Origin of the sequence: Glaciihabitans arcticus, from assembly GCF_004310685.1 — a bacterium.
Lineage (GTDB): Bacteria > Actinomycetota > Actinomycetes > Actinomycetales > Microbacteriaceae > Conyzicola > Conyzicola arctica.
Window position 1 is genome coordinate 1,301,773 of sequence record NZ_SISG01000001.1, and the last position, 16,979, is coordinate 1,318,751.

Annotated in this window: 23 protein-coding genes and 1 tRNA gene; 4 read left to right on the forward strand and 20 right to left on the reverse strand. The window is 66.6% G+C overall.

Features of this window, described 5'->3' with window-relative positions; all coding sequences use genetic code 11:
* Positions 1–96: 96 nt before the first annotated feature.
* Complete coding sequence (locus EYE40_RS06210) at positions 97–327, forward strand: putative acetyltransferase (RefSeq protein WP_130981136.1); 231 nt, start codon at positions 97–99, stop codon at positions 325–327.
* Here EYE40_RS06210 and EYE40_RS06215 read toward each other — a convergent pair.
* The 6 genes from EYE40_RS06215 to EYE40_RS06240 form a co-directional block, all read right to left on the reverse strand.
* On the reverse strand, positions 324–1,094 hold the full coding sequence (locus EYE40_RS06215) for a sulfite exporter TauE/SafE family protein (protein WP_130981137.1): 771 nt from the start codon (positions 1,092–1,094) through the stop codon (positions 324–326). The genes EYE40_RS06210 and EYE40_RS06215 overlap by 4 nt on opposite strands.
* Positions 1,095–1,103: 9 nt before the next feature.
* Positions 1,104–1,436 carry a hypothetical protein gene (locus tag EYE40_RS06220; protein WP_130981138.1) on the reverse strand — a complete coding sequence of 111 codons (333 nt, stop codon included), beginning with the start codon at positions 1,434–1,436 and terminating at the stop codon, positions 1,104–1,106.
* Positions 1,437–1,477: 41 nt separating this feature from the next.
* Positions 1,478–2,083, reverse strand: coding sequence for a flavodoxin family protein (locus tag EYE40_RS06225; protein WP_130981139.1), 606 nt, complete (start codon positions 2,081–2,083; stop codon positions 1,478–1,480).
* 74 nt (positions 2,084–2,157) lie between these two features.
* Positions 2,158–3,219 (reverse strand): hypothetical protein, encoded by a 1,062-nt coding sequence (locus EYE40_RS15490; protein ID WP_130981140.1) that lies wholly within the window; start codon positions 3,217–3,219, stop codon positions 2,158–2,160.
* A gap of 31 nt (positions 3,220–3,250) precedes the next feature.
* A complete protein-coding gene (locus EYE40_RS06235; RefSeq protein ID WP_130981141.1) occupies positions 3,251–3,622 on the reverse strand; it encodes a hypothetical protein in 372 nt (123 codons plus the stop codon).
* 177 nt (positions 3,623–3,799) lie between these two features.
* Positions 3,800–3,873 (reverse strand) — tRNA-Ala (locus tag EYE40_RS06240).
* An 84-nt stretch (positions 3,874–3,957) separates the two neighbouring features.
* On the opposite strand from EYE40_RS06240, the gene EYE40_RS06245 reads away from it, so the two are divergent.
* Positions 3,958–4,326: a hypothetical protein gene (locus EYE40_RS06245; protein ID WP_130981142.1), complete on the forward strand. Its 369-nt coding sequence runs from the start codon at positions 3,958–3,960 to the stop codon at positions 4,324–4,326.
* A 31-nt stretch (positions 4,327–4,357) separates the two neighbouring features.
* Positions 4,358–4,915 carry an antibiotic biosynthesis monooxygenase gene (locus tag EYE40_RS06250; RefSeq protein WP_130981143.1) on the forward strand — a complete coding sequence of 186 codons (558 nt, stop codon included), beginning with the start codon at positions 4,358–4,360 and terminating at the stop codon, positions 4,913–4,915.
* Here EYE40_RS06250 and rsfS read toward each other — a convergent pair whose 3' ends face one another.
* The 11 genes from rsfS to EYE40_RS06305 all read right to left on the reverse strand — a co-directional run bounded on the left by rsfS (position 4,916) and on the right by EYE40_RS06305 (position 13,564).
* A complete protein-coding gene (rsfS, locus tag EYE40_RS06255) occupies positions 4,916–5,314 on the reverse strand; it encodes a ribosome silencing factor (RefSeq protein WP_130981144.1) in 399 nt (132 codons plus the stop codon).
* A 52-nt stretch (positions 5,315–5,366) separates the two neighbouring features.
* Positions 5,367–7,112: a hypothetical protein gene (locus tag EYE40_RS06260; RefSeq protein ID WP_130981145.1), complete on the reverse strand. Its 1,746-nt coding sequence runs from the start codon at positions 7,110–7,112 to the stop codon at positions 5,367–5,369.
* A complete protein-coding gene (gene nadD / locus EYE40_RS06265; protein ID WP_130981146.1) occupies positions 7,109–7,717 on the reverse strand; it encodes a nicotinate-nucleotide adenylyltransferase in 609 nt (202 codons plus the stop codon). The genes EYE40_RS06260 and nadD overlap by 4 nt, the downstream gene beginning before the upstream one ends.
* 8 nt (positions 7,718–7,725) lie before the next feature.
* Positions 7,726–7,911 (reverse strand): hypothetical protein, encoded by a 186-nt coding sequence (locus EYE40_RS06270; RefSeq protein WP_130981147.1) that lies wholly within the window; start codon positions 7,909–7,911, stop codon positions 7,726–7,728.
* Between the two features lie 29 nt (positions 7,912–7,940).
* Positions 7,941–9,209, reverse strand: a complete 1,269-nt coding sequence (locus EYE40_RS06275) for a glutamate-5-semialdehyde dehydrogenase (RefSeq protein WP_130981148.1) — start codon at positions 9,207–9,209, stop codon at positions 7,941–7,943.
* Between the two features lie 19 nt (positions 9,210–9,228).
* Entirely contained in the window at positions 9,229–9,570 is a 342-nt protein-coding gene (locus EYE40_RS06280) for a VOC family protein (protein WP_130981149.1), read from the reverse strand.
* Between the two features lie 31 nt (positions 9,571–9,601).
* Positions 9,602–10,381, reverse strand: coding sequence for a glutamate 5-kinase (proB, locus tag EYE40_RS06285; RefSeq protein ID WP_130982814.1), 780 nt, complete (start codon positions 10,379–10,381; stop codon positions 9,602–9,604).
* 4 nt (positions 10,382–10,385) lie between these two features.
* On the reverse strand, positions 10,386–11,993 hold the full coding sequence (obgE, locus tag EYE40_RS06290; protein ID WP_130981150.1) for a GTPase ObgE: 1,608 nt from the start codon (positions 11,991–11,993) through the stop codon (positions 10,386–10,388).
* Between the two features lie 111 nt (positions 11,994–12,104).
* Entirely contained in the window at positions 12,105–12,359 is a 255-nt protein-coding gene (rpmA, locus tag EYE40_RS06295) for a 50S ribosomal protein L27 (RefSeq protein ID WP_130981151.1), read from the reverse strand.
* A gap of 15 nt (positions 12,360–12,374) precedes the next feature.
* On the reverse strand, positions 12,375–12,683 hold the full coding sequence (rplU, locus tag EYE40_RS06300) for a 50S ribosomal protein L21 (protein ID WP_130981152.1): 309 nt from the start codon (positions 12,681–12,683) through the stop codon (positions 12,375–12,377).
* Positions 12,684–12,943: 260 nt separating this feature from the next.
* Positions 12,944–13,564 (reverse strand): hypothetical protein, encoded by a 621-nt coding sequence (locus EYE40_RS06305; RefSeq protein ID WP_130981153.1) that lies wholly within the window; start codon positions 13,562–13,564, stop codon positions 12,944–12,946.
* 30 nt (positions 13,565–13,594) lie between these two features.
* On the opposite strand from EYE40_RS06305, the gene EYE40_RS06310 reads away from it, so the two are divergent.
* On the forward strand, positions 13,595–13,867 hold the full coding sequence (locus tag EYE40_RS06310) for a DUF4031 domain-containing protein (protein WP_130981154.1): 273 nt from the start codon (positions 13,595–13,597) through the stop codon (positions 13,865–13,867).
* On the opposite strand, the gene EYE40_RS06315 is transcribed toward EYE40_RS06310, so the two are convergent.
* Genes EYE40_RS06315 through EYE40_RS06325 form a run of 3 tightly spaced genes read right to left on the reverse strand, consistent with a single transcriptional unit; the run spans position 13,868 to position 16,977 of the window.
* Positions 13,868–15,232 carry a hypothetical protein gene (locus tag EYE40_RS06315; protein WP_130981155.1) on the reverse strand — a complete coding sequence of 455 codons (1,365 nt, stop codon included), beginning with the start codon at positions 15,230–15,232 and terminating at the stop codon, positions 13,868–13,870. It abuts the gene before it with no gap.
* Positions 15,213–15,959, reverse strand: coding sequence for a TIGR03943 family putative permease subunit (locus EYE40_RS06320; protein ID WP_130981156.1), 747 nt, complete (start codon positions 15,957–15,959; stop codon positions 15,213–15,215). The genes EYE40_RS06315 and EYE40_RS06320 overlap by 20 nt, the downstream gene beginning before the upstream one ends.
* Complete coding sequence (locus tag EYE40_RS06325) at positions 15,949–16,977, reverse strand: permease (protein ID WP_130981157.1); 1,029 nt, start codon at positions 16,975–16,977, stop codon at positions 15,949–15,951. The genes EYE40_RS06320 and EYE40_RS06325 overlap by 11 nt, the downstream gene beginning before the upstream one ends.
* Positions 16,978–16,979: the final 2 nt, after the last annotated feature.

The following is a 16,979-nucleotide window of genomic DNA, read 5'->3' on the forward strand; positions in this document are numbered from 1 at the left end:
CCTGACAGCCCCGAATGTCGGCACGATGGCCCCGGAATGAACATTTGGGGTCGATGATCCGAGGCCCGTTTCCGGGCCCGCTGATACGGTGAGTGGATGACCCAGCACGCCGATTTCCTGCGGAACGCGTCCGACGGAACCCGGGTCGTGATCCGCCATCTCCTGCACAACGAGGAGAAGTCCGCGACGGATGTTCTCGGCTACCTGTCCGGCAGCAACGAGACGCAGGTCGTCGTCGCCACGGCGAAGGGGCTGGTCACTGTCGAGCTCGCCGACGTGATCGCGGCGAAGGAGATTCCGCCGCCTCCCGCTCCCCGCCCGCGCTAGTTTCTCTTCAGGGCGCGCACGACCAGCTGGACGCCGACCGCGATCAGGAACGCGGCGAAGAGAATGTTGGCAACGAGCGGGCTGAGCGCCGCTGCCGCAATGGCACCGAGCGCAGTCGTGGCACACGCCGAGATTCCGATGACTGCGGCCGCACCAATGTCCACATTTCGGCGCCGTGCGTTGCCGAACGTTCCCGAGATGGCCGTGGGCACCATCACCAGCAGTGAGGTGCCCTTGGCCACGAGGTCGCTCGCCCCGAAGAGCAGGATGAGCACGGGGACAATCACCGCGCCTCCACCGATCCCGAGCAGGCCGGACAGAACACCGACGACGAGGCCCGTCAGCACGAGAGCACCCATGCTCAGCAGGTTCAACTCGACCGAGGCATCACGCGAGGGAATGACCAGGAAGAGCGACACGACGACTACCGCGATGAAGCCGATAAAGCCCCACTGGATTGCGCGTCGGGGCAGGATCGCGAGCAGGTGGGTACCGATCTGGGCGCCCACGATGGCCCCGATCGCAAGCAGCAGGGCGGCCGCCCAGTCGACGTTGCCAGTGGCGGCGTAGCTCACCACACCGATGAGCGAGATCGGCACGATCGCTGCGAGGGAGGTGCCGCTCGCGAGTCGCGGGTCGAAGCGCGCGGCCAGGACGAGAGCCGGAACGATGAGAATGCCACCGCCCACCCCGAACAGGCCGGAGAGTAGACCCGCCACGAGCCCGATGGAGACGAAGATCAGCCAGTCGAGGGGTCGTCGGGTCACCCGTCAAGCCTAGGCCGCGTGCGCCTCGGCCCGTGCCCGGCGGTCGGCACGAAGGTCGCCCAGCACGGATCCAAGCTCGGCGATCGACACGAGCACACGGCGGGGACCGTCGAGGTCTCCCCCGCCGATGATGCCCAGTGTCTCGAGCTGGAAGGTGAGGCGCATCGACTTGCGCTCGGCAAGCCGAAGGGCCGCCGCGAGTGCCGGCCGGGAGAACGCACCGCTCTGCACGACCAGTTCGATCACGCGATCGATGAGGTCGTACTCGGTCGGAAAGATCGGTGCGCTGAAGTCCAGGTTGTCGCCGAAAGGGTCAGCGGCGGGGTGGTCGAGTTCGTGCATGACTATGGTTCGGAGCGCCGCCGGCCCCGGTTGTCACCCCATTACGAGGGGTACGGCTCATCCTTCAACAGCTTCGCGAGGTGCGCGGCATTAGCCGCGACTGCTTTGGTGGCGGATGCAACGGCCTCGGGCACCTGCGGCAGGTCGACGTAGTCGCGGCTCCCCATGGCCTCGTCATTCCAGTAGGTCGAGCCCTGCGCGGGAATGGTGAATCCGACGTCGCCGAGGCCCTGGAAGAGCTGCGACGCAATGTGGTGGGCACCGTCCTCATTGCCCACGACACCGACGATGGCCACCTTGTTGTACATCGTGAGCCGCCCGGCGTCATCCTTTTCGCTCAGTTCGGCATCGAGACGTTCGAGCACCTGCATGCCGACGCTGGGCAGCTGGCCCATCCACGTCGGGGTCGACACGATCAGGATGTCAGCGGCGAGGATCTTCGCGCGGATGCCGGGCCACTCGTCGCCAGCGCCTTCGTCGACCGTCACGCCGGGGCTGACGTGGAAGTCGACGACGCGCACGATCTCCCCCGTGACGTCGTGGTCGGCGAGTTCGGACAGGATGTCCTTGGCGAGCTTCTCGCTGCTCGAGGCGGCCGGTGAGGCCTTGAGGGTGCAGACGAGGGCGAGTGCGGTGAGTTCTGACATGCTCCCAGACTCGCTGGTGCGTCCAGCGAGTGTCCAGTCGGTGGTCAGCGTTCCCAGCCGATTGTGCGGCGCGACTAGGTGAGGACCCCGGTGATGAACGCAGCGACAATCCCGACCAGGGTGGCGCCAAGCGCGATCTTCGCGGGTAACGACAGCGAGCCGGGGCCGATGCGGCGGCCCTGCGGCGCGACCTGGTCGAGCGAGCGGTCGCCCGTGCGCTCGTCGCGGTAGCGCGAGGTACGCGTCTGGGTGCGATCGCCGATCGTGTCGACGATGCGCCGGATGCGACGCCACTCGTCACTCGAGGCGAGGTCGAACGGGGTGGTGCGGTACACGTACAGGGTGTCGTCGACGATCTCGACGTCGAGGTCGGCGCCCTCGTCGATGAGGATCGCCATGAGGTCGGGCGTGAGCAGGTAGAGCGCATCCCGTTCATAGCCCGCGGGCACGGTCAGCTCGAAGAATTCGCTGAAGTCGCCCTCGAGTTCGATCGCACCCCGATTGGCGAGTGTCGCGGGAAGCGTGATGCCGCGCAGGCCGTTGTTCGAGCGCGAGTCGAGCACCGTGTGCGGGAAGCGCCGCTCGAGCGGCACCGCTAGGTAGCCCCAGTGGAAGTCCATCGTCGCGCCCTTGGGCAGCAGGACCCGATAGTGCAGGTTGCCCGCCTCGAACTTCGGCTCACGTTGGAAGCGCACCCGGTCGGACACCCGACGGTCCGTGCCGTGGTTGAAGATCAGACCCGACTCGTCTACCTGCGCCGAAGACGCCTCGTAGTCGGCGCCGTTCTGCTCGGCGAACCGCGAGGTGCGCAGCCGCTCCGACCAGAGCCTGCTGCCGCGACGCGGGAAACGCACGCGAGCCAGCAGGATGACGCCTCCGGCCGCAATCAGCAGCGAGAAGATACTCCAGATGACCCGGCCGGCGTTGAACTCCTCGGAGAACAACCCCCAGACACCAGAAACGGCGATGCCGGGCGTGAAGACGACCATCAGCGCGGTCGTTGCGACGGAGCGGAACGACATGGGAACGGAGTCGTAGGCGGGGACACCCGCACTACGGCTGGAGTCGCGGTAGGCGCGAACGTCATCCCGTTTCGGCTCGGTGTCGAGTGGATCGAGGTCGAGCGTCTGGTCCATGGGCCCACTCTAAGTGACCCGTGGGTGCCGGTCAGGCGGCGGTGGCGTCCCGGCGATTGAGGCGCACGTCAACGAGGAACAGGGAGAGGTCCTCTACCTCGACGGCGACCTCGTGGTGGTCGTCGGACTCGTCGCGCTCGATCACTCCGAGTGCCTCGAGCTCGTCGGTGAGGTGCTCGACGACCTCGGGCTCGAGCTGCAGCGCATGCTCGAGGCCGACGGGCGTGAAGACCTGGCTCTGCACAACGAGTTCGATGGAACGTTCGAGCAGTTCGAAGTCGGGGTCGTCGATCTCGGCGATCAACTCCTTGCCCTCCTCCGGGAGGGCGGAGAAGATGCTCTCACTGGGCGGGTTGACGTCGAAGACGGTCGGGGCAGCGGGGGTCTCAGCGGTAAGCGTCATGCGGGTACTCGATTTCGGGTCGATGTGCCAAACGGGGGTGAGACCAACCCTAGGCGCGTGTCCCCCTAACGGGGGGCCGAACGGGGTACCTGGCAGCGACCTCTGGGCGTTCTCCAAGATCAGCCCAAAAACACAAAACCCCGACCGCTTTCGCGATCGGGGTGTGTCTACCTTGAGTGGATCCAAGGGGATTCGAACCCCTGACCCCCTGCATGCCATGCAGGTGCGCTACCGGGCTGCGCCATGGACCCTCGGTATGCCGGCTTCAAAAAGCCAACTTGAAAAGATTACTACAGATCGGTGACCGTGCGAACCGCCGCTGCCATACTGTGCGGATGACGCGCTCCCCGCTCCTCATCATTGCTGCCATCCTGCTCGCGGTCGGCCTGCTCGCGGGCGGGTCCGCCCTCCTCACTGCGGTCTCCCCCGTCACGGTCACCCTGCCGGCGTCAATCGATCCGGAAAAGTCAGAGTGGTCCTGCGGCAGCCTGCCCGGCCTCGTGTGGAGCGGCGCGACGGGGTACTTTGGTGGCGAGCAGTCCGAGGGGGTCTACGAGTTCGTGACGGAGGCGTGCCCTCCGGCGGGCGCCGCCGTACTCACGCGGGTGCTTGTGACAACCGCAATCGGGCTGGCCGCGCTGCTGGGCGCAGTGATCGTGTTCCTCGTGCACCTGCGGAGAGCCCGCGCCGCGGCATCCGGCTGATCAGGCAGCAGAGTTCAGGCAGACTTGTTGCATGGCAACTCCGATCACCGTCTCCATCACCCGCATCGTCGACCCGGAGCGGGCCAAGGAGGTCGCCGCCTGGGCGCGTGCCGGACAGGACCTGCTGAGCGCGAGCCCCGGTTATCTCGGTTCGGGATGGGTGCGCCCCGATCCCGACAGCGAAGAGTGGCACATGCTCTACCGTTTCGCGAACGCCTCGGATCTCGAGGTGTGGGAGAAGTCGCCCGAGCGCGCCTGGTGGGTCGCGTCAGCCCTCGGCATGGTGGAGCACTCCCCCGAGGAACGCCGCACCGGCATTGAGGGATGGTTCGACGAGCCGACGACCGTCGAGGTCATCGCGCCCGTCAAGAAGACCCCGCCGCGCTGGAAGCAGATGATCTCGATCTTCATCGTCTTCTACCCGCTGAGCCTCATCACCAACTGGGCGATCGCCGGATTCACCCACGACTGGGCGCTCCCGTGGCGGGTGCTGCTGCTCGTGGTGATCGTCTCGCCGATCATGACGTACCTCGCCCTGCCCGCCGTGACGCGGGCCCTGCGGCCATGGCTGCAGCGCGGTCTGAAATAGTTACTCCGCTGTCGCTTCGGCGTCTGCTGGGACGCGGCCGGCGTTGATCTCCAGCGGGATCGCCGGGCAGTCCTTCCACAGGCGCTCGAGCGAGTAGTACATGCGGTCTTCCTCGTGGAAGACGTGAACGACGACGTCGCCGAAGTCGAGCAGGACCCAACGGCCCTCTGCGCGGCCTTCGCGGCGCAGCGGCTTGGAGCCGGCCTCGATCATCTTGTCCTCGATCTCGCCGGCGATGGCGACGACGTTGCGCTCGTTGCGCCCCGTCGCGAGAAGGAAGATGTCGGTCAGCGGCAGGGGTCCGGATACGTCGAGTGCGACGAGATCTTCGGCTTGCTTCGAGTCGGCGGCGAGAGCCGCCACGTTGACGAGTTCGCGGGCGCGATCGGTAGCAGTCACTGGGTCCTTTGGGAGATGGTGTGTGAAGAAGTCACAGGCGGAAAATCGGAGATTAGAACATTCCGTTGACGAAGGCCACGACGAGGAGCGTGACGACGGCAGCGGCGAGGACGACTGTGGTGCCCAGGAGAATGGGCAGCAGTCGGCTGGTCTTGGGCTGGGCGTTCGCCAGAACGCCGTGGGTTGAGGTGTGGGTGCTCACGGCGCGGATGGCGCGCACGGGGGCCGAGTCGGTACTGATGATCTCGTTGTCGAAGGCGTCGAACAGGTTGTCGACATCGGGGTCGTCGTAGCGACGGGCGTCGCCGCCGGTCGTGCCGAGGCTGCGCGGCAGGTCGATGCTGCCGGTGACGAGGATGTCACCGGTGTTGCCGATGGCCGTCGAGAAATCAGGGGCCGGGATGACGGGCAGCACAAGAGCGCTCGTCGTGGTGGCGATGTTACTGCCGCCGACCTCACGGCTCAGCGTGTTCTCGTAGGGCTGCGTCTCGTCGTCGAGCTCACCCTGGCGGGACCAGTGGCCCGCTGCGGACGAGAACGGCTGCTCGGTGACCTCGGGTTCGACGAACTGCGGCGCGAGCTGCACCTGCGACTCGGCGACGAGGGCCGCTGCGTCGCGCTCGGTCTGGGCATTAGCCAGTGCGTTGGCTTCGAGGGTCGCGGCATGCAGAGCCTCGGCGCGCTCGGTGTCAGCGGCCTCCGCACGGCGGGCCTGCTCCTGGCGCTCTTCCTCGGCACGCAGCTCGGCGTGACGCACGGCCTCTGCCTGGCTCTCGTGCTCGGCCTGCTGGCGGGCCTGGTCGGCGGCCTCACGCTCGGCGAATTCGACGCGGGCGCGCTCGTCCTGTGCCTCGCGAGCTTCGGCGGCAGCCGAGAAAGCCTCGTCGGCATCGGTCTCGCGCACGGGAGGTGTGGTCTGCTCCGCGGGCGGAGTGGTCTGGTCTGCCGCGAGCTCTGGCTGCTCGGCGGGCGCGGTGCGGGCACGGGTCAGCGCCTCGAACTCCGCCATGGCATTGGAGAGGGCGGAGGCGGAGCTGGGAGCGACCGGCTCGACGAGCGGCGGAACGCTGGGCGCTGCCGAAGCGGCTGCAGCCTCCTGCTGCGCAAGGAGGGCGCGCATCTCGCGACGGCTCATAGTCTGCGGCTCGGGGCTGGCCGGGGCCGGCACGGCGTGCACGGGAACCTGTGGCGCCTGCGCCGCAGGCGGGAGGAAGGCGGAGGGCGGAGAGGTGACCTGGGCAGGCGGCGTCGTGACCTGCGCGGGCGGAGTCGCCTGCTGGGTCTCGGGTGCCGGCACCGGGAGACGCGGAGGAGCCGCCTGCGTGCGGTACTCGAGCGGGGCTGCACCCTCGGTGGGGCGTGCACCGGGCGTCGTCGCCCAGGGCTGAGGCTGCTGCGGCGCGGAGGCCGTGCGGCGGCCTTCGGGGCTAAAGTCGCGAACGCGGTAGGCCTGCTCGGGCGCCTGCGCGTGCGTGGAGGGCTGCGCCCACGGCTCGTGCGCGCTGGTCGATGCGCCACCCTGGGTGGCGTAGTTGAGGGGTTCGGCCTGCGGAGGCGTTGTTGCCTGCGCGTCGCGATCGTCGGGGGCGGCGGCGCGCGCGCGGCGACCGGTGGGTGCAGGGCCGGCGAAGGGCTCAGCAACAGCGTTTTCGGCGCCCTCAGCGGGGTTTTCGGCGGGAGCAACGGGCTGGTCACCCGTGAACTGGGCGAAGTTCGCCTGAGCGTCGGGGTTTTCACCGCGCTCACTTTGTCGCACCGCTCTCCGCGAATGCGGCGGCGGATCCTGAAAGGTGGTCATGAGTTGCTCCGATACAGGTGGTGTTTGGAGATGTACTGAACAACACCGTCGGGGACCAAATACCACACCGGGAATCCCCGGCTAACCCGGTTTCGGCAATCCGTTGAAGAGATCGCCAGCGCAGGCACTTCCAACGAGCTTACGCCTTGCTCGGGCAATCCGGAAATGGCCAGCGTGTGACCTGGCCGGGAAACTGCTATGAAGTGGGCGAGAGACCAGACATCGCCCACGTCTTTCCAGTCGAGAATCTGGGCGACTGCGTCGGCGCCCGAGATGAAGAACAGGTCCGCTTCGGGCCTCGAGGCGCGGATATCGCGGAGCGTATCGACCGTGTAGGTGGGTCCGCCGCGGTCGATATCGACCCGGCTGACGGTGAAGCGCGGGTTGGCCGCCGTGGCGATCACCGTCATGAGGTAGCGGTGCTCCCCCTCGGTGACGTCCTGCTTCATCCACGGCTCACCGGTAGGCACGAAGATGACCTCGTCGAGGTCGAACTTCTGCTGCACCTCGCTCGCGGCCACCAGGTGACCGTTGTGGATCGGGTCGAAGGTTCCACCCATAACGCCGATGCGCGCACGTCGCTGTGCGACCTCGACCTCGACCATGGTCGGGCCTAGTGGCCTGCGGTGTGCGCGTCGTGGTCGCCGGTCTTATGCGAGTGACGGTTAGCCACATCGCGGTAGCTCCAGGTCACGACGCCGAGGGCGAGGAGCACAACGAAGGCGATTCCGGCCGGGATGAACGGCGAGATGGATTCGGTGTGTTCGGCGGTCTCGATGACCGTAGCGATGAGCGACATGGTTTCTCCCTGATTCTGACTACTAAATACTATCCGCGCACCTGGCCGCTGCCGCGCACTATCCACTTGGTACTGGTGAGTTCGGAGAGTCCCATCGGTCCACGGGCGTGCAGCTTCTGGGTCGAGATGCCGACCTCCGCGCCGAAACCGAACTCCCCGCCGTCGGTGAAACGGGTCGAGGCGTTGACCATGACCACCGCGGAGTCGACCTCGGCGAGAAAGCGATCGGCGCGCGCGAGGTCGTTGGTAATGATCGATTCCGTGTGGTGGGTGGAGTAGGTGCGGATGTGCTCGAGCGCGGCATCCAGATCGTCGACCACACGCACGGCGAGATCGAGGCTCATGTATTCGGTCGTCCAGTCGTCTTCGGTGGCTACCACGGCATCCTCGAATATGGCGAGGGCACGTTCGTCGGCATGAATCGTCACGCCACTCGACCGCAGGGCGCCCAGCACCGTCGGCAGCAGGCGCTCGGCGGCGCTCGAATGCACGAGCAGAGTCTCGAGCGCGTTACATACGCTGGGACGCTGCACCTTCGCGTTGTGCACGATGTCTGTCGCCATCTGGATGTCCGCACTCTCGTCGAGGTAGACGTGCACGACCCCGGCTCCCGTCTCGATCACCGGAACCTTGGATTCTGCGACCACGGTGTTGATGAGGTCGGCGCTCCCCCGCGGGATCAGCACGTCCACGTATCCGCGCGCCTGCATCAGTTGCTTCGCGCCTTCGCGACCGAACTCGTCGATGGTCTGCACGGCCTCGCGCGGCAGCCCGACGCTCTCGAGGGCGTCCTGGATGAGTTCGACGAGCACGCGGTTGGTGTTCTCGGCGGCCGATCCGCCGCGCAGCACAACCGCATTGCCGCTCTTGAGCGCGAGAGCGGCGATGTCGATGGTCACGTTCGGACGGGCTTCGTAGATGGCGCCGACGACACCGAACGGCACGCGCACCTGCGCGAGGGTGACGCCGTTGGGCAGGGTGCTGCCGCGCACGTTCTGGCCGACGGGGTCAGTGAGGGCGACGATCTCCTCGACGGCGGAGGCGAGAGAGGCGAGACGTGCCTCGTCCAGGCGGAGACGATCCTGCAGCCCGGTCGAGAGGCCGTTCTCGCGACCGTTGGCGAGGTCGAGATCATTGGCCGGGATGATCCGGCTCGCGCCCGCGACGACGGCCTTCGCTATGGCAGACAGGGCCGCGTTCTTCACGTCGGCCTTCGTAGTGGCGAGCACGCGCGAAGCGGAGCGGGCGAGCTCCAGTTTCTGCGTCAGGGTGGCGGCGGTGAGGGTCGTCTCGGACATACCCCGAGCCTAGCGGCGACTACTTCTGCACAACGCAGAAGGTGTTGCCGTCGGGGTCGGCCAGCACCACATAGTCGGCGTCGTCGGGGTAGTCCCAGTCGACGCGAGTGGCGCCGAGGCCGAGCAGGCGATTCACCTCTGCGGACTGGTCTGCGGCGTAGAGGTCGAGGTGGTGGCGCTTCGGGGCATCCGACGACACTTTGTCGATGGCGAGCTGCACACCCTCTCCGCTGCGTGGAATGAGGAGCGCCCAGTCGTCTTCGGGCTCGTACTTCGGCTCGTAGTCGAGCGCGGCCGCCCAGAAAGCGATGGACGCGGGCACATCCGTTGTGCCCCAGACGATGGATCCGATGGTCAACATCGCTCCAGCATTCGCCGAAAAGGGCGCTAAATCAAGAGGTTGCGGCGTGGAACCAGGTGCCGATGTCGGCTCCCGTGAGCGCCTCGGCGACCTGCGAGGTCGATGCGAGCAGAACGGGCGTGCCTGCCGCGGCGGCGAGCCGTGCGGCCGCCACCTTGGTTCCGGCCCCACCTGTGCCGACGCCCGCGGACCCGATGTCGCCGAACGTGACACCGGCGAGGTCGTCGTGGAACGGGACATCCGGAATCTTCACCGCACCCGGCTCGGATGGCGGCAGCGTGTACAGCGCGTCGACGTCGGAGAGCAGGATGAGCGCGTCGGCGTTCACGAGCTCGGAGACCATCGCGGCGAGGCGGTCGTTGTCGCCGAAGCGGATCTCCTGCGTCGCGACCGTGTCGTTCTCGTTGACGATCGGCAGGATGCGCAGGCCGAGAAGACGCTCCATGGCGCGCTGCGCGTTGTGACGGTGGGTGTCGTTCTCCATGTCACCGGCGGTCAGCAGCACCTGGCCGGCGATGATGCCGAACCGGTCGAGGCTGTTCTGGTAGCGGAAGATCAGCACGTTCTGGCCGACAGCGGCCGCGGCCTGCTGGGTCGCCAGGTCGGTGGGTCTGCCGTCGAGCTTCAGAAACGGGATGCCCGTGGCGATAGCACCCGAAGACACGAGGATCACCTCGCACCCCCGCGCGTGTGCCGCGGCCAGCGCATCGACGAGCGGTTCGATCTGCCCGACGTTCGGCCCGCTGATGGATGACGATCCCACCTTGACGACGATGCGCTTTGCGCTGGGCAGCTGCGAACGGGAGGTGATCGAACTAGTCACGGTCGGCCGATTCGGCCTCGGCGAACTCTGCACCCTCGGTCTCGGCCAGCTCGGCCTCGCGACGGGCGCGCTCGGTGCGGCTCATCTCGACCTCGAAGCCCTCGTCGTCGTTCCAGACGCCACCGGCACCCTCGAGCTCGAGCTCGGCGCGTGCGGCGGTCTTGGCATCCATGCGCTCGAGGTAGGCGGCACGGCGAGTCTTACTCGTGAGTCGACGGCCCTCCTCGAGACGGGTGTCGGTACCACGGGGGCTCGCGATGAGCTCGGCCGCGGAGGAGACGGTGGGCTCCCAGTCAAAGACCACACCTCCGCCGGCACCGATCATGACGGTGGAGCCAGGCACTGCGCCCGATTTGAACAGCTCGTCTTCGACACCCAGCTTGGCCAGGCGGTCGGCGAGGAAGCCGACGGCCTCGTCGTTGGTGAAGTCTGTCTGCGCGACCCAGCGCTCGGGCTTGGTGCCGATGACGCGGTAGACGTTTCCGAACGAGCCGCCCTCCACCTTGACGGTGAATTCCTTCTCGTTGACGGCGCGCGGGCGAATGATGATGCGCGGCTTCGCGACCTCGGTCGCCTTGACGATACGGTCGGCCTCGACCAGCTCGGCCAGCACGAACGACAGTTCGCGCAGTCCTGCACGGCTGACGGCGGACACGTCGAAGACGCGGTATCCGCGCTCCTCGAGGATCGGGCGAACGAGCTCAGCGAGCTCCTTGCCCTCTGGGACGTCGGTCTTGTTCAGGGCGATGAACTGCGGGCGCTCGAGCAGGGGCGTCTGGCCCTCCGGCACGGGATACGCGGCAAGCTCGCCGAGGATGATGTCGAGGTCGCTGATTGGGTCGCGACCCGGGTCGAGCGTTCCGCAGTCGAGCACGTGCAGCAGAGCCGAGCAGCGCTCGACGTGGCGCAGGAACTCGAGACCGAGGCCCTTGCCCTCGCTCGCTCCCTCGATGAGGCCGGGAACATCTGCGACGGTGTAGCGGGTCTCACCCGACTCGACGACGCCGAGATTCGGGTGCAGGGTCGTGAACGGGTAGTCGGCGATCTTCGGCTTCGCTGCCGACATCGCGGCGACGAGGCTGGACTTGCCTGCGGACGGGTAGCCGACGAACGCGACGTCCGCGACGACCTTCAGCTCGAGCAGTACGTCGCCCTCGAAGCCGGGGGTGCCGAGCAGGGCGAATCCCGGAGCCTTGCGCTTGGTCGTGGCGAGGGCGGCGTTGCCGAGCCCGCCCTGGCCGCCGGCGGCGACGACAAAACGCATGTCGTGCTCGCTCATGTCGATGAGCTCGTTGCCCTCGACGTCCTTGACGACGGTTCCGACAGGAACGAGCAGCACCATCTCGGCGCCGGAGGTGCCCGACTTGTGGTCGCCCTGACCGGGCTGGCCGTGCTCGGAGCGACGGTGGGGCGAGCGGTGGTAGTTCAGCAGCGTGGTGGTCTGCACGTCGCTCACGAGAACGATGTCACCGCCGTCGCCGCCGCTGCCGCCGTCGGGGCCGGCGAGGGGCTTGAACTTCTCACGCTTGACGGAGACGCAGCCGTTTCCGCCGTGGCCACCGATGAGGTGGAGGGTTACCTGGTCAACGAACGATGCCATGGTTCCTCATACCTTTCCTGATGGGTAGAACTGCGTGAAAAAATACTGGGTGGACAAATACATAAGGGCGAGCCGAAGCTCGCCCCATGCATAAGAAGTGTTACCGGGTGACTAGGCAGCCACAACGATGTTGACGACCTTGCGGCCGCCCTTGGCGCCGAACTCGACCGAGCCCGCTGCGAGAGCGAAGAGGGTGTCGTCCTTGCCACGGCCGACATTCACGCCGGGGTGGAAGTGGGTGCCGCGCTGGCGGACGATGATCTCGCCCGACTTGACGACCTGGCCACCGAAGCGCTTGACGCCGAGGTACTGGGCGTTGGAGTCGCGACCGTTACGAGTGGAGCTTGCGCCCTTTTTGTGTGCCATCTGTTTACAGCTCCCTTACGCGATGCTGGTGATCTTGATACGGGTCTGCTCCTGGCGGTGGCCCTGGCGCTTCTTGTATCCGGTCTTGTTCTTGAACTTCTGGATGACGATCTTCGGTCCGCGGAGGTCGTTCAGGACCTCGGCGACGACCTTGATCTTCGCAAGGGCCTTGGCCTCGTGCGTGATCTTGTCACCGTCGACGTGCAGTACTGCAGCGAGCTCAACGTTGCCGTTCTCGTCAGCCTTGATGCGGTCGAGAACGACGATGGTGCCGACCTCTACCTTTTCCTGCCGACCACCGGCGCGCACAATTGCGTAAACCACTTTTTGCCCTTACGTGAGATTCTTTGGCTGGCCCTTATGGGCGAGCGCTGCTGTGTTGCTGAACGTGTTGCTGAAACCTGTGGTGAGATGCGCGGCAAAAGCCAACGCACACCAAGGGTCAAGACTAGCCGATCACCGGGCTCCCGGTCAAACGCGCGCGGCGCTGCCGAATCCGAACACCATCAGTTATTACAGACTAAGCCGCGGGATGCCGACCGAGTGCCAGCCGCGCGGCGTGTGCCGGGATCCGACCTCGTCGATCAGACCTCGTCGAGGATGCCGGACGGGTCGTGCTCGCGGTCGGTGTGGCGAGTCCAGGTCCAGAGCAGCACTCCCCCGAGGATCACGAGCGGGAGGGTGAAGACGAAGCTGCCGAGAGCGGTGGTCAGCGCCTGCAGAGCCGAGGAGAAGAAGTCGGCGTACGGCGAGAATGACCACGAGCTGAGGATGCCCCCGCTCTCGATGGATCCGACGAGCGCCGAGATCACAGCGACGAGGAAGATGATGACGGCTCCGACCGCACCCGCAAGTACGGAACGCGCAACGACGAAGCGCAGCTGCAGTTCCTCGCCGATGGGGGCGAGGATCCAGAAGCTGACGAACACGCCGAAGGCGAGCGGCAGCGAGATGATCAGCGTCTGGGTGAGCACGCCCTGCCAGATGTAGTCCGACACGTGAATGACTTCCAGCTGCTCGAGGCCGTCGACCGTGGTCTGTGTAGGGGTTCCGATGAGGCCGAGCATGGTCACGAGGCTCGAGAGCACGTTCTGCATCACCAGGAAGGCGGCCACTCCGAGCGCAGTCAGGAGTGCGGGCCACGCTCCCCTGCGCCCCAGGTTCTTCGTCACGCTCTTGGTGACGCGTTCTGCTGTCTGGGACATCCGGGGCGCCCTTCTCTCTAAACTCGTTGTATGACCGTGCTGATCGACCAACCGATATGGCCGGCACACAACACTCTATGGGCGCACCTCGTCAGCGACGAGTCTTTGGACGAATTGCACGCATTCGCCGAGATCGCCGGTCTGCCCCGCCGCGGCTTCGACGGGGACCACTACGACGTGCCGGCCGAGCGGTACGACGCGCTCGTCGCCCAGGGCGCGACTCCGGTCGGAGTGCGCGAGATGGTCACTCGGCTACGTGACAGCGGGCTACGGATCACGCAGAAGGAGAAGCGCGGGCTGTAGCTACCAGCTCACCGCGAACCCGTCGAATGTGCGAACGACGGCGCCGGTCTCGAGATCCACGATCACGGTCGTGACACTCGTGTCGCGCGCGTCGAGGAAGTAGTCGTCCGAGACGGCGGTCGCGACATCCGGCACCGTCTCGATCACGGCGTACTGCCCGTTCGGCGAGAGCTCGAATCGCTCGATGCTGCCGGCGTGATCGACGGTCTGGTAGACGGCTCGCGCGGCGGTGCCGTCATCCTGCACCAGATAGGAGGCGAAGCCGGCGGTGTCGAGAAGCGGCACGACCACCTTCTGAACGCGGGTGCCGTCGGGCTGGATGACGAGTTCGCCGCCAAAGGTCTGCGCCGCATCGAGCGGAGACGGGGTGATGCGCTGCTCGTCGAGGTCGGGAATGGTCAGCGAGAGCGAGCCGAACGTGTCACGCACCGTGAGCACCGTGCCGTCGATCGACAAGTGGTCGATCTCGGCGTACTGGCCGAGGGGCAGGATGCCGCCGCCCGCCTCGACGAGCATCACACTCTGGTCGCCGGTCTGGGCGATGAGGTTGGCGCTGCCGGGCACGAACATCCAGTCGAGCACGCTGAGCGCCGCGCCGCCGAGCCCCTCGACCGCAACCGGTGCGCGACCGGCATCGAGGTCGAGGCGCATCAGCGTGCGCACGAGGTCACCACCCGCGACTGGCTCCTTGCTCGTGAAGCTGAAGCCGAGCACGCCCGTATCGGACGCGGCGAACTGAGTGATCGCACCGTCCGCGGGCAGGGTGATGACCTCCGTGCTGCCGTCGGCCGGGTCCACGAGGGCGAGCTCGCTCGTCTGCCGGTCGGTGAGCGTCACCACGGCCAGCGCCTGGCCGAGCACCGCGAAGTCCTGGATGTGCGGTGCCGACCACAGCACAGTGCGCTCGTTGCCGCTCACACCCGTGCGGATGATCTCATCGGTCTCCGCGCCGCGATCGAGGTAGACGAGCGGCGGCGCGGATGTCTCGAACGCGTAGCTCCACTCCGACTCCCGCTCGTCGGCTGTCGTTGTGACTCCCGTCACGCGCACGCTGTAGGCGGTGTTGTACCGCAGCCGCTCGGTGAAGGCGAGTGCGACCACTTCGCCGGAGGTCTCCACGGTGAAGGGTGCGGCGGGCGTCACCGTCACCTGGGACGCGTCGACCGCCGCGATCGCCTGGTTGCCGAAGAGCCTCAACAGCTGTCCCGGCTGGTCGATGGCGCGCGTGATGTCCAACTGTGCGCTGGAGAGCTTCGGTCCCTGCAGCATCCCCAGCCCGAGGAAGCCGGCGCACAGCACCAGAAGGGTCACGACGAGCGTGGAGAACAGCCGGCGAAAGGAGCGCTCAGAATAGGTAGGGCTCATCGGGCATCTCTATCTTGCTGATCTTCGAGGGCACCAGCGCGATCGGGTGCGAGCTGTCGCGGCTCGGGTTGCTCTCGAACTCACCCGCTACCCGCACCCAGCCGTCGAGCTCGTAGCTCGACTCCCAGTCGGGCGCGTAGACGGGCACGCCGATCGGCTGCGCGTCGACCGCGCAGCAGGTGACGATGAAGCGGGACACCCAGAACACGTTCTGCGGGTCATCCTCGTCGGCGGTGATGAAACCGACCACGTCGGCACCCTTGCCGCCGTAGAAGGCGGTGTCGCTCGTCTGCCGCAGCAGCGACGCCCAGTCGACGACGGTGAACTTCACGAAGGCGGCGGCGGATTGCGAGGATGCCCCGTCCACCGTCTGCGCGTCGGCCCCGACGCTGGTGCTGTTGAGCTCCCGCTGTCCCGCAGTGGCGCTCGTGAGGGTCGCGGGCGGCACGACGATGAGAGCTGCGGCGATCGCGACGGTGAGCACCATTGCGCTCACCGAGAGCGCCTTACGCCAGCCCGTGACCGGCTCCTCGTGGTCGTGCGCCGGCGGCAGAACAAGCGCGAGCACGGCGACCCCGAGGGCGAGCACGGCCATGATGACCGTGAACACCACGTAGCGCGGGTGGATGTAGAGGATCAACTGGTTGGTGATCGCGAGCCACAGCGTCGCGACGACGACCACGGTCGAGAGCGCGAGTCCGCTCCAACGCTGAAGGTTAAGCCACAAGGTTGATCACCAGTCCCAGCAGAGCGCTCAGGAGCGCGACGACAATGGTCAGCTGCACGATGGTCCTCGTCGTGAACGTCGTGCGCAGTAGGGCGAGCATCTTGATGTCGATGATCGGCCCGAAGACGAGGAAGGCGACTATCGACCCCGGTAGGAACGTGCTCGCGAACGGGAGGATGAAGAACGCATCCACATTGGAACAGACCGAGATCACGAAGGCCAGCAGCAGCATCGCGAGGATCGACCACAGCGGGTTGCTGCCGAGGGTCACGAGCAGCGCGCGCGGCACCAGCACCTGGATCGCGCCGGCCACGACCGAGCCGATGAAAAGTGCGGGCATGATGACCGAGGTCTCCCGTACGAACAGGGTGACGCTCTCGGTCCACCGCGAGCCGTGATCGTGCGACGGGGTGACCCGGCATTCCGCAGCGAACCGCGGCGTCAGCAGGGACTGCTGGTCGGGATGACGGCTGTACAGCCAGCCGATGAGGTTTGCGATGACGAAGCCGCCGACGAGTCGTCCGACGAGCACCCAGCCGTCCCAGCCGAATGCGGCGTGCGTCGTGATGATCGTGATCGGGTTGAGGATCGGCGCCGCCAGCAGGAACGTCATCGACTCGGAGACCGTAAAGCCCTTGACCATCAACCCGCGCGCGAGAGGCACGTTGCCGCACTCACAGACCGGCAGGAACATCCCGAGAAAAGAGATCACTGCGCGCCGGGCGAACGGGTTCTTCGGCAGCAGCCTGACGATCCAGGTGTCGGGCACCCAGACCTGCACAACGATCGACAGCAGAATGCCGAGGATGACAAACGGCATCGACTCGACGATCACGCTGATCGCCAGGGTCAGCAGGTCCTGCAGCTGGTTCGGCAAACCCGCATCGATGGTCTCTGCCGTCAGGCTCCGGATGACGAACAGCGCGGCGATGCCGCCCAGGCCGACCGCGAGCCAGGTCCAGCGCGCCGGCGAAATGCGCGCTTTAACGAGAAGAGGGCGGGTGGGGTGCTCAGACACCG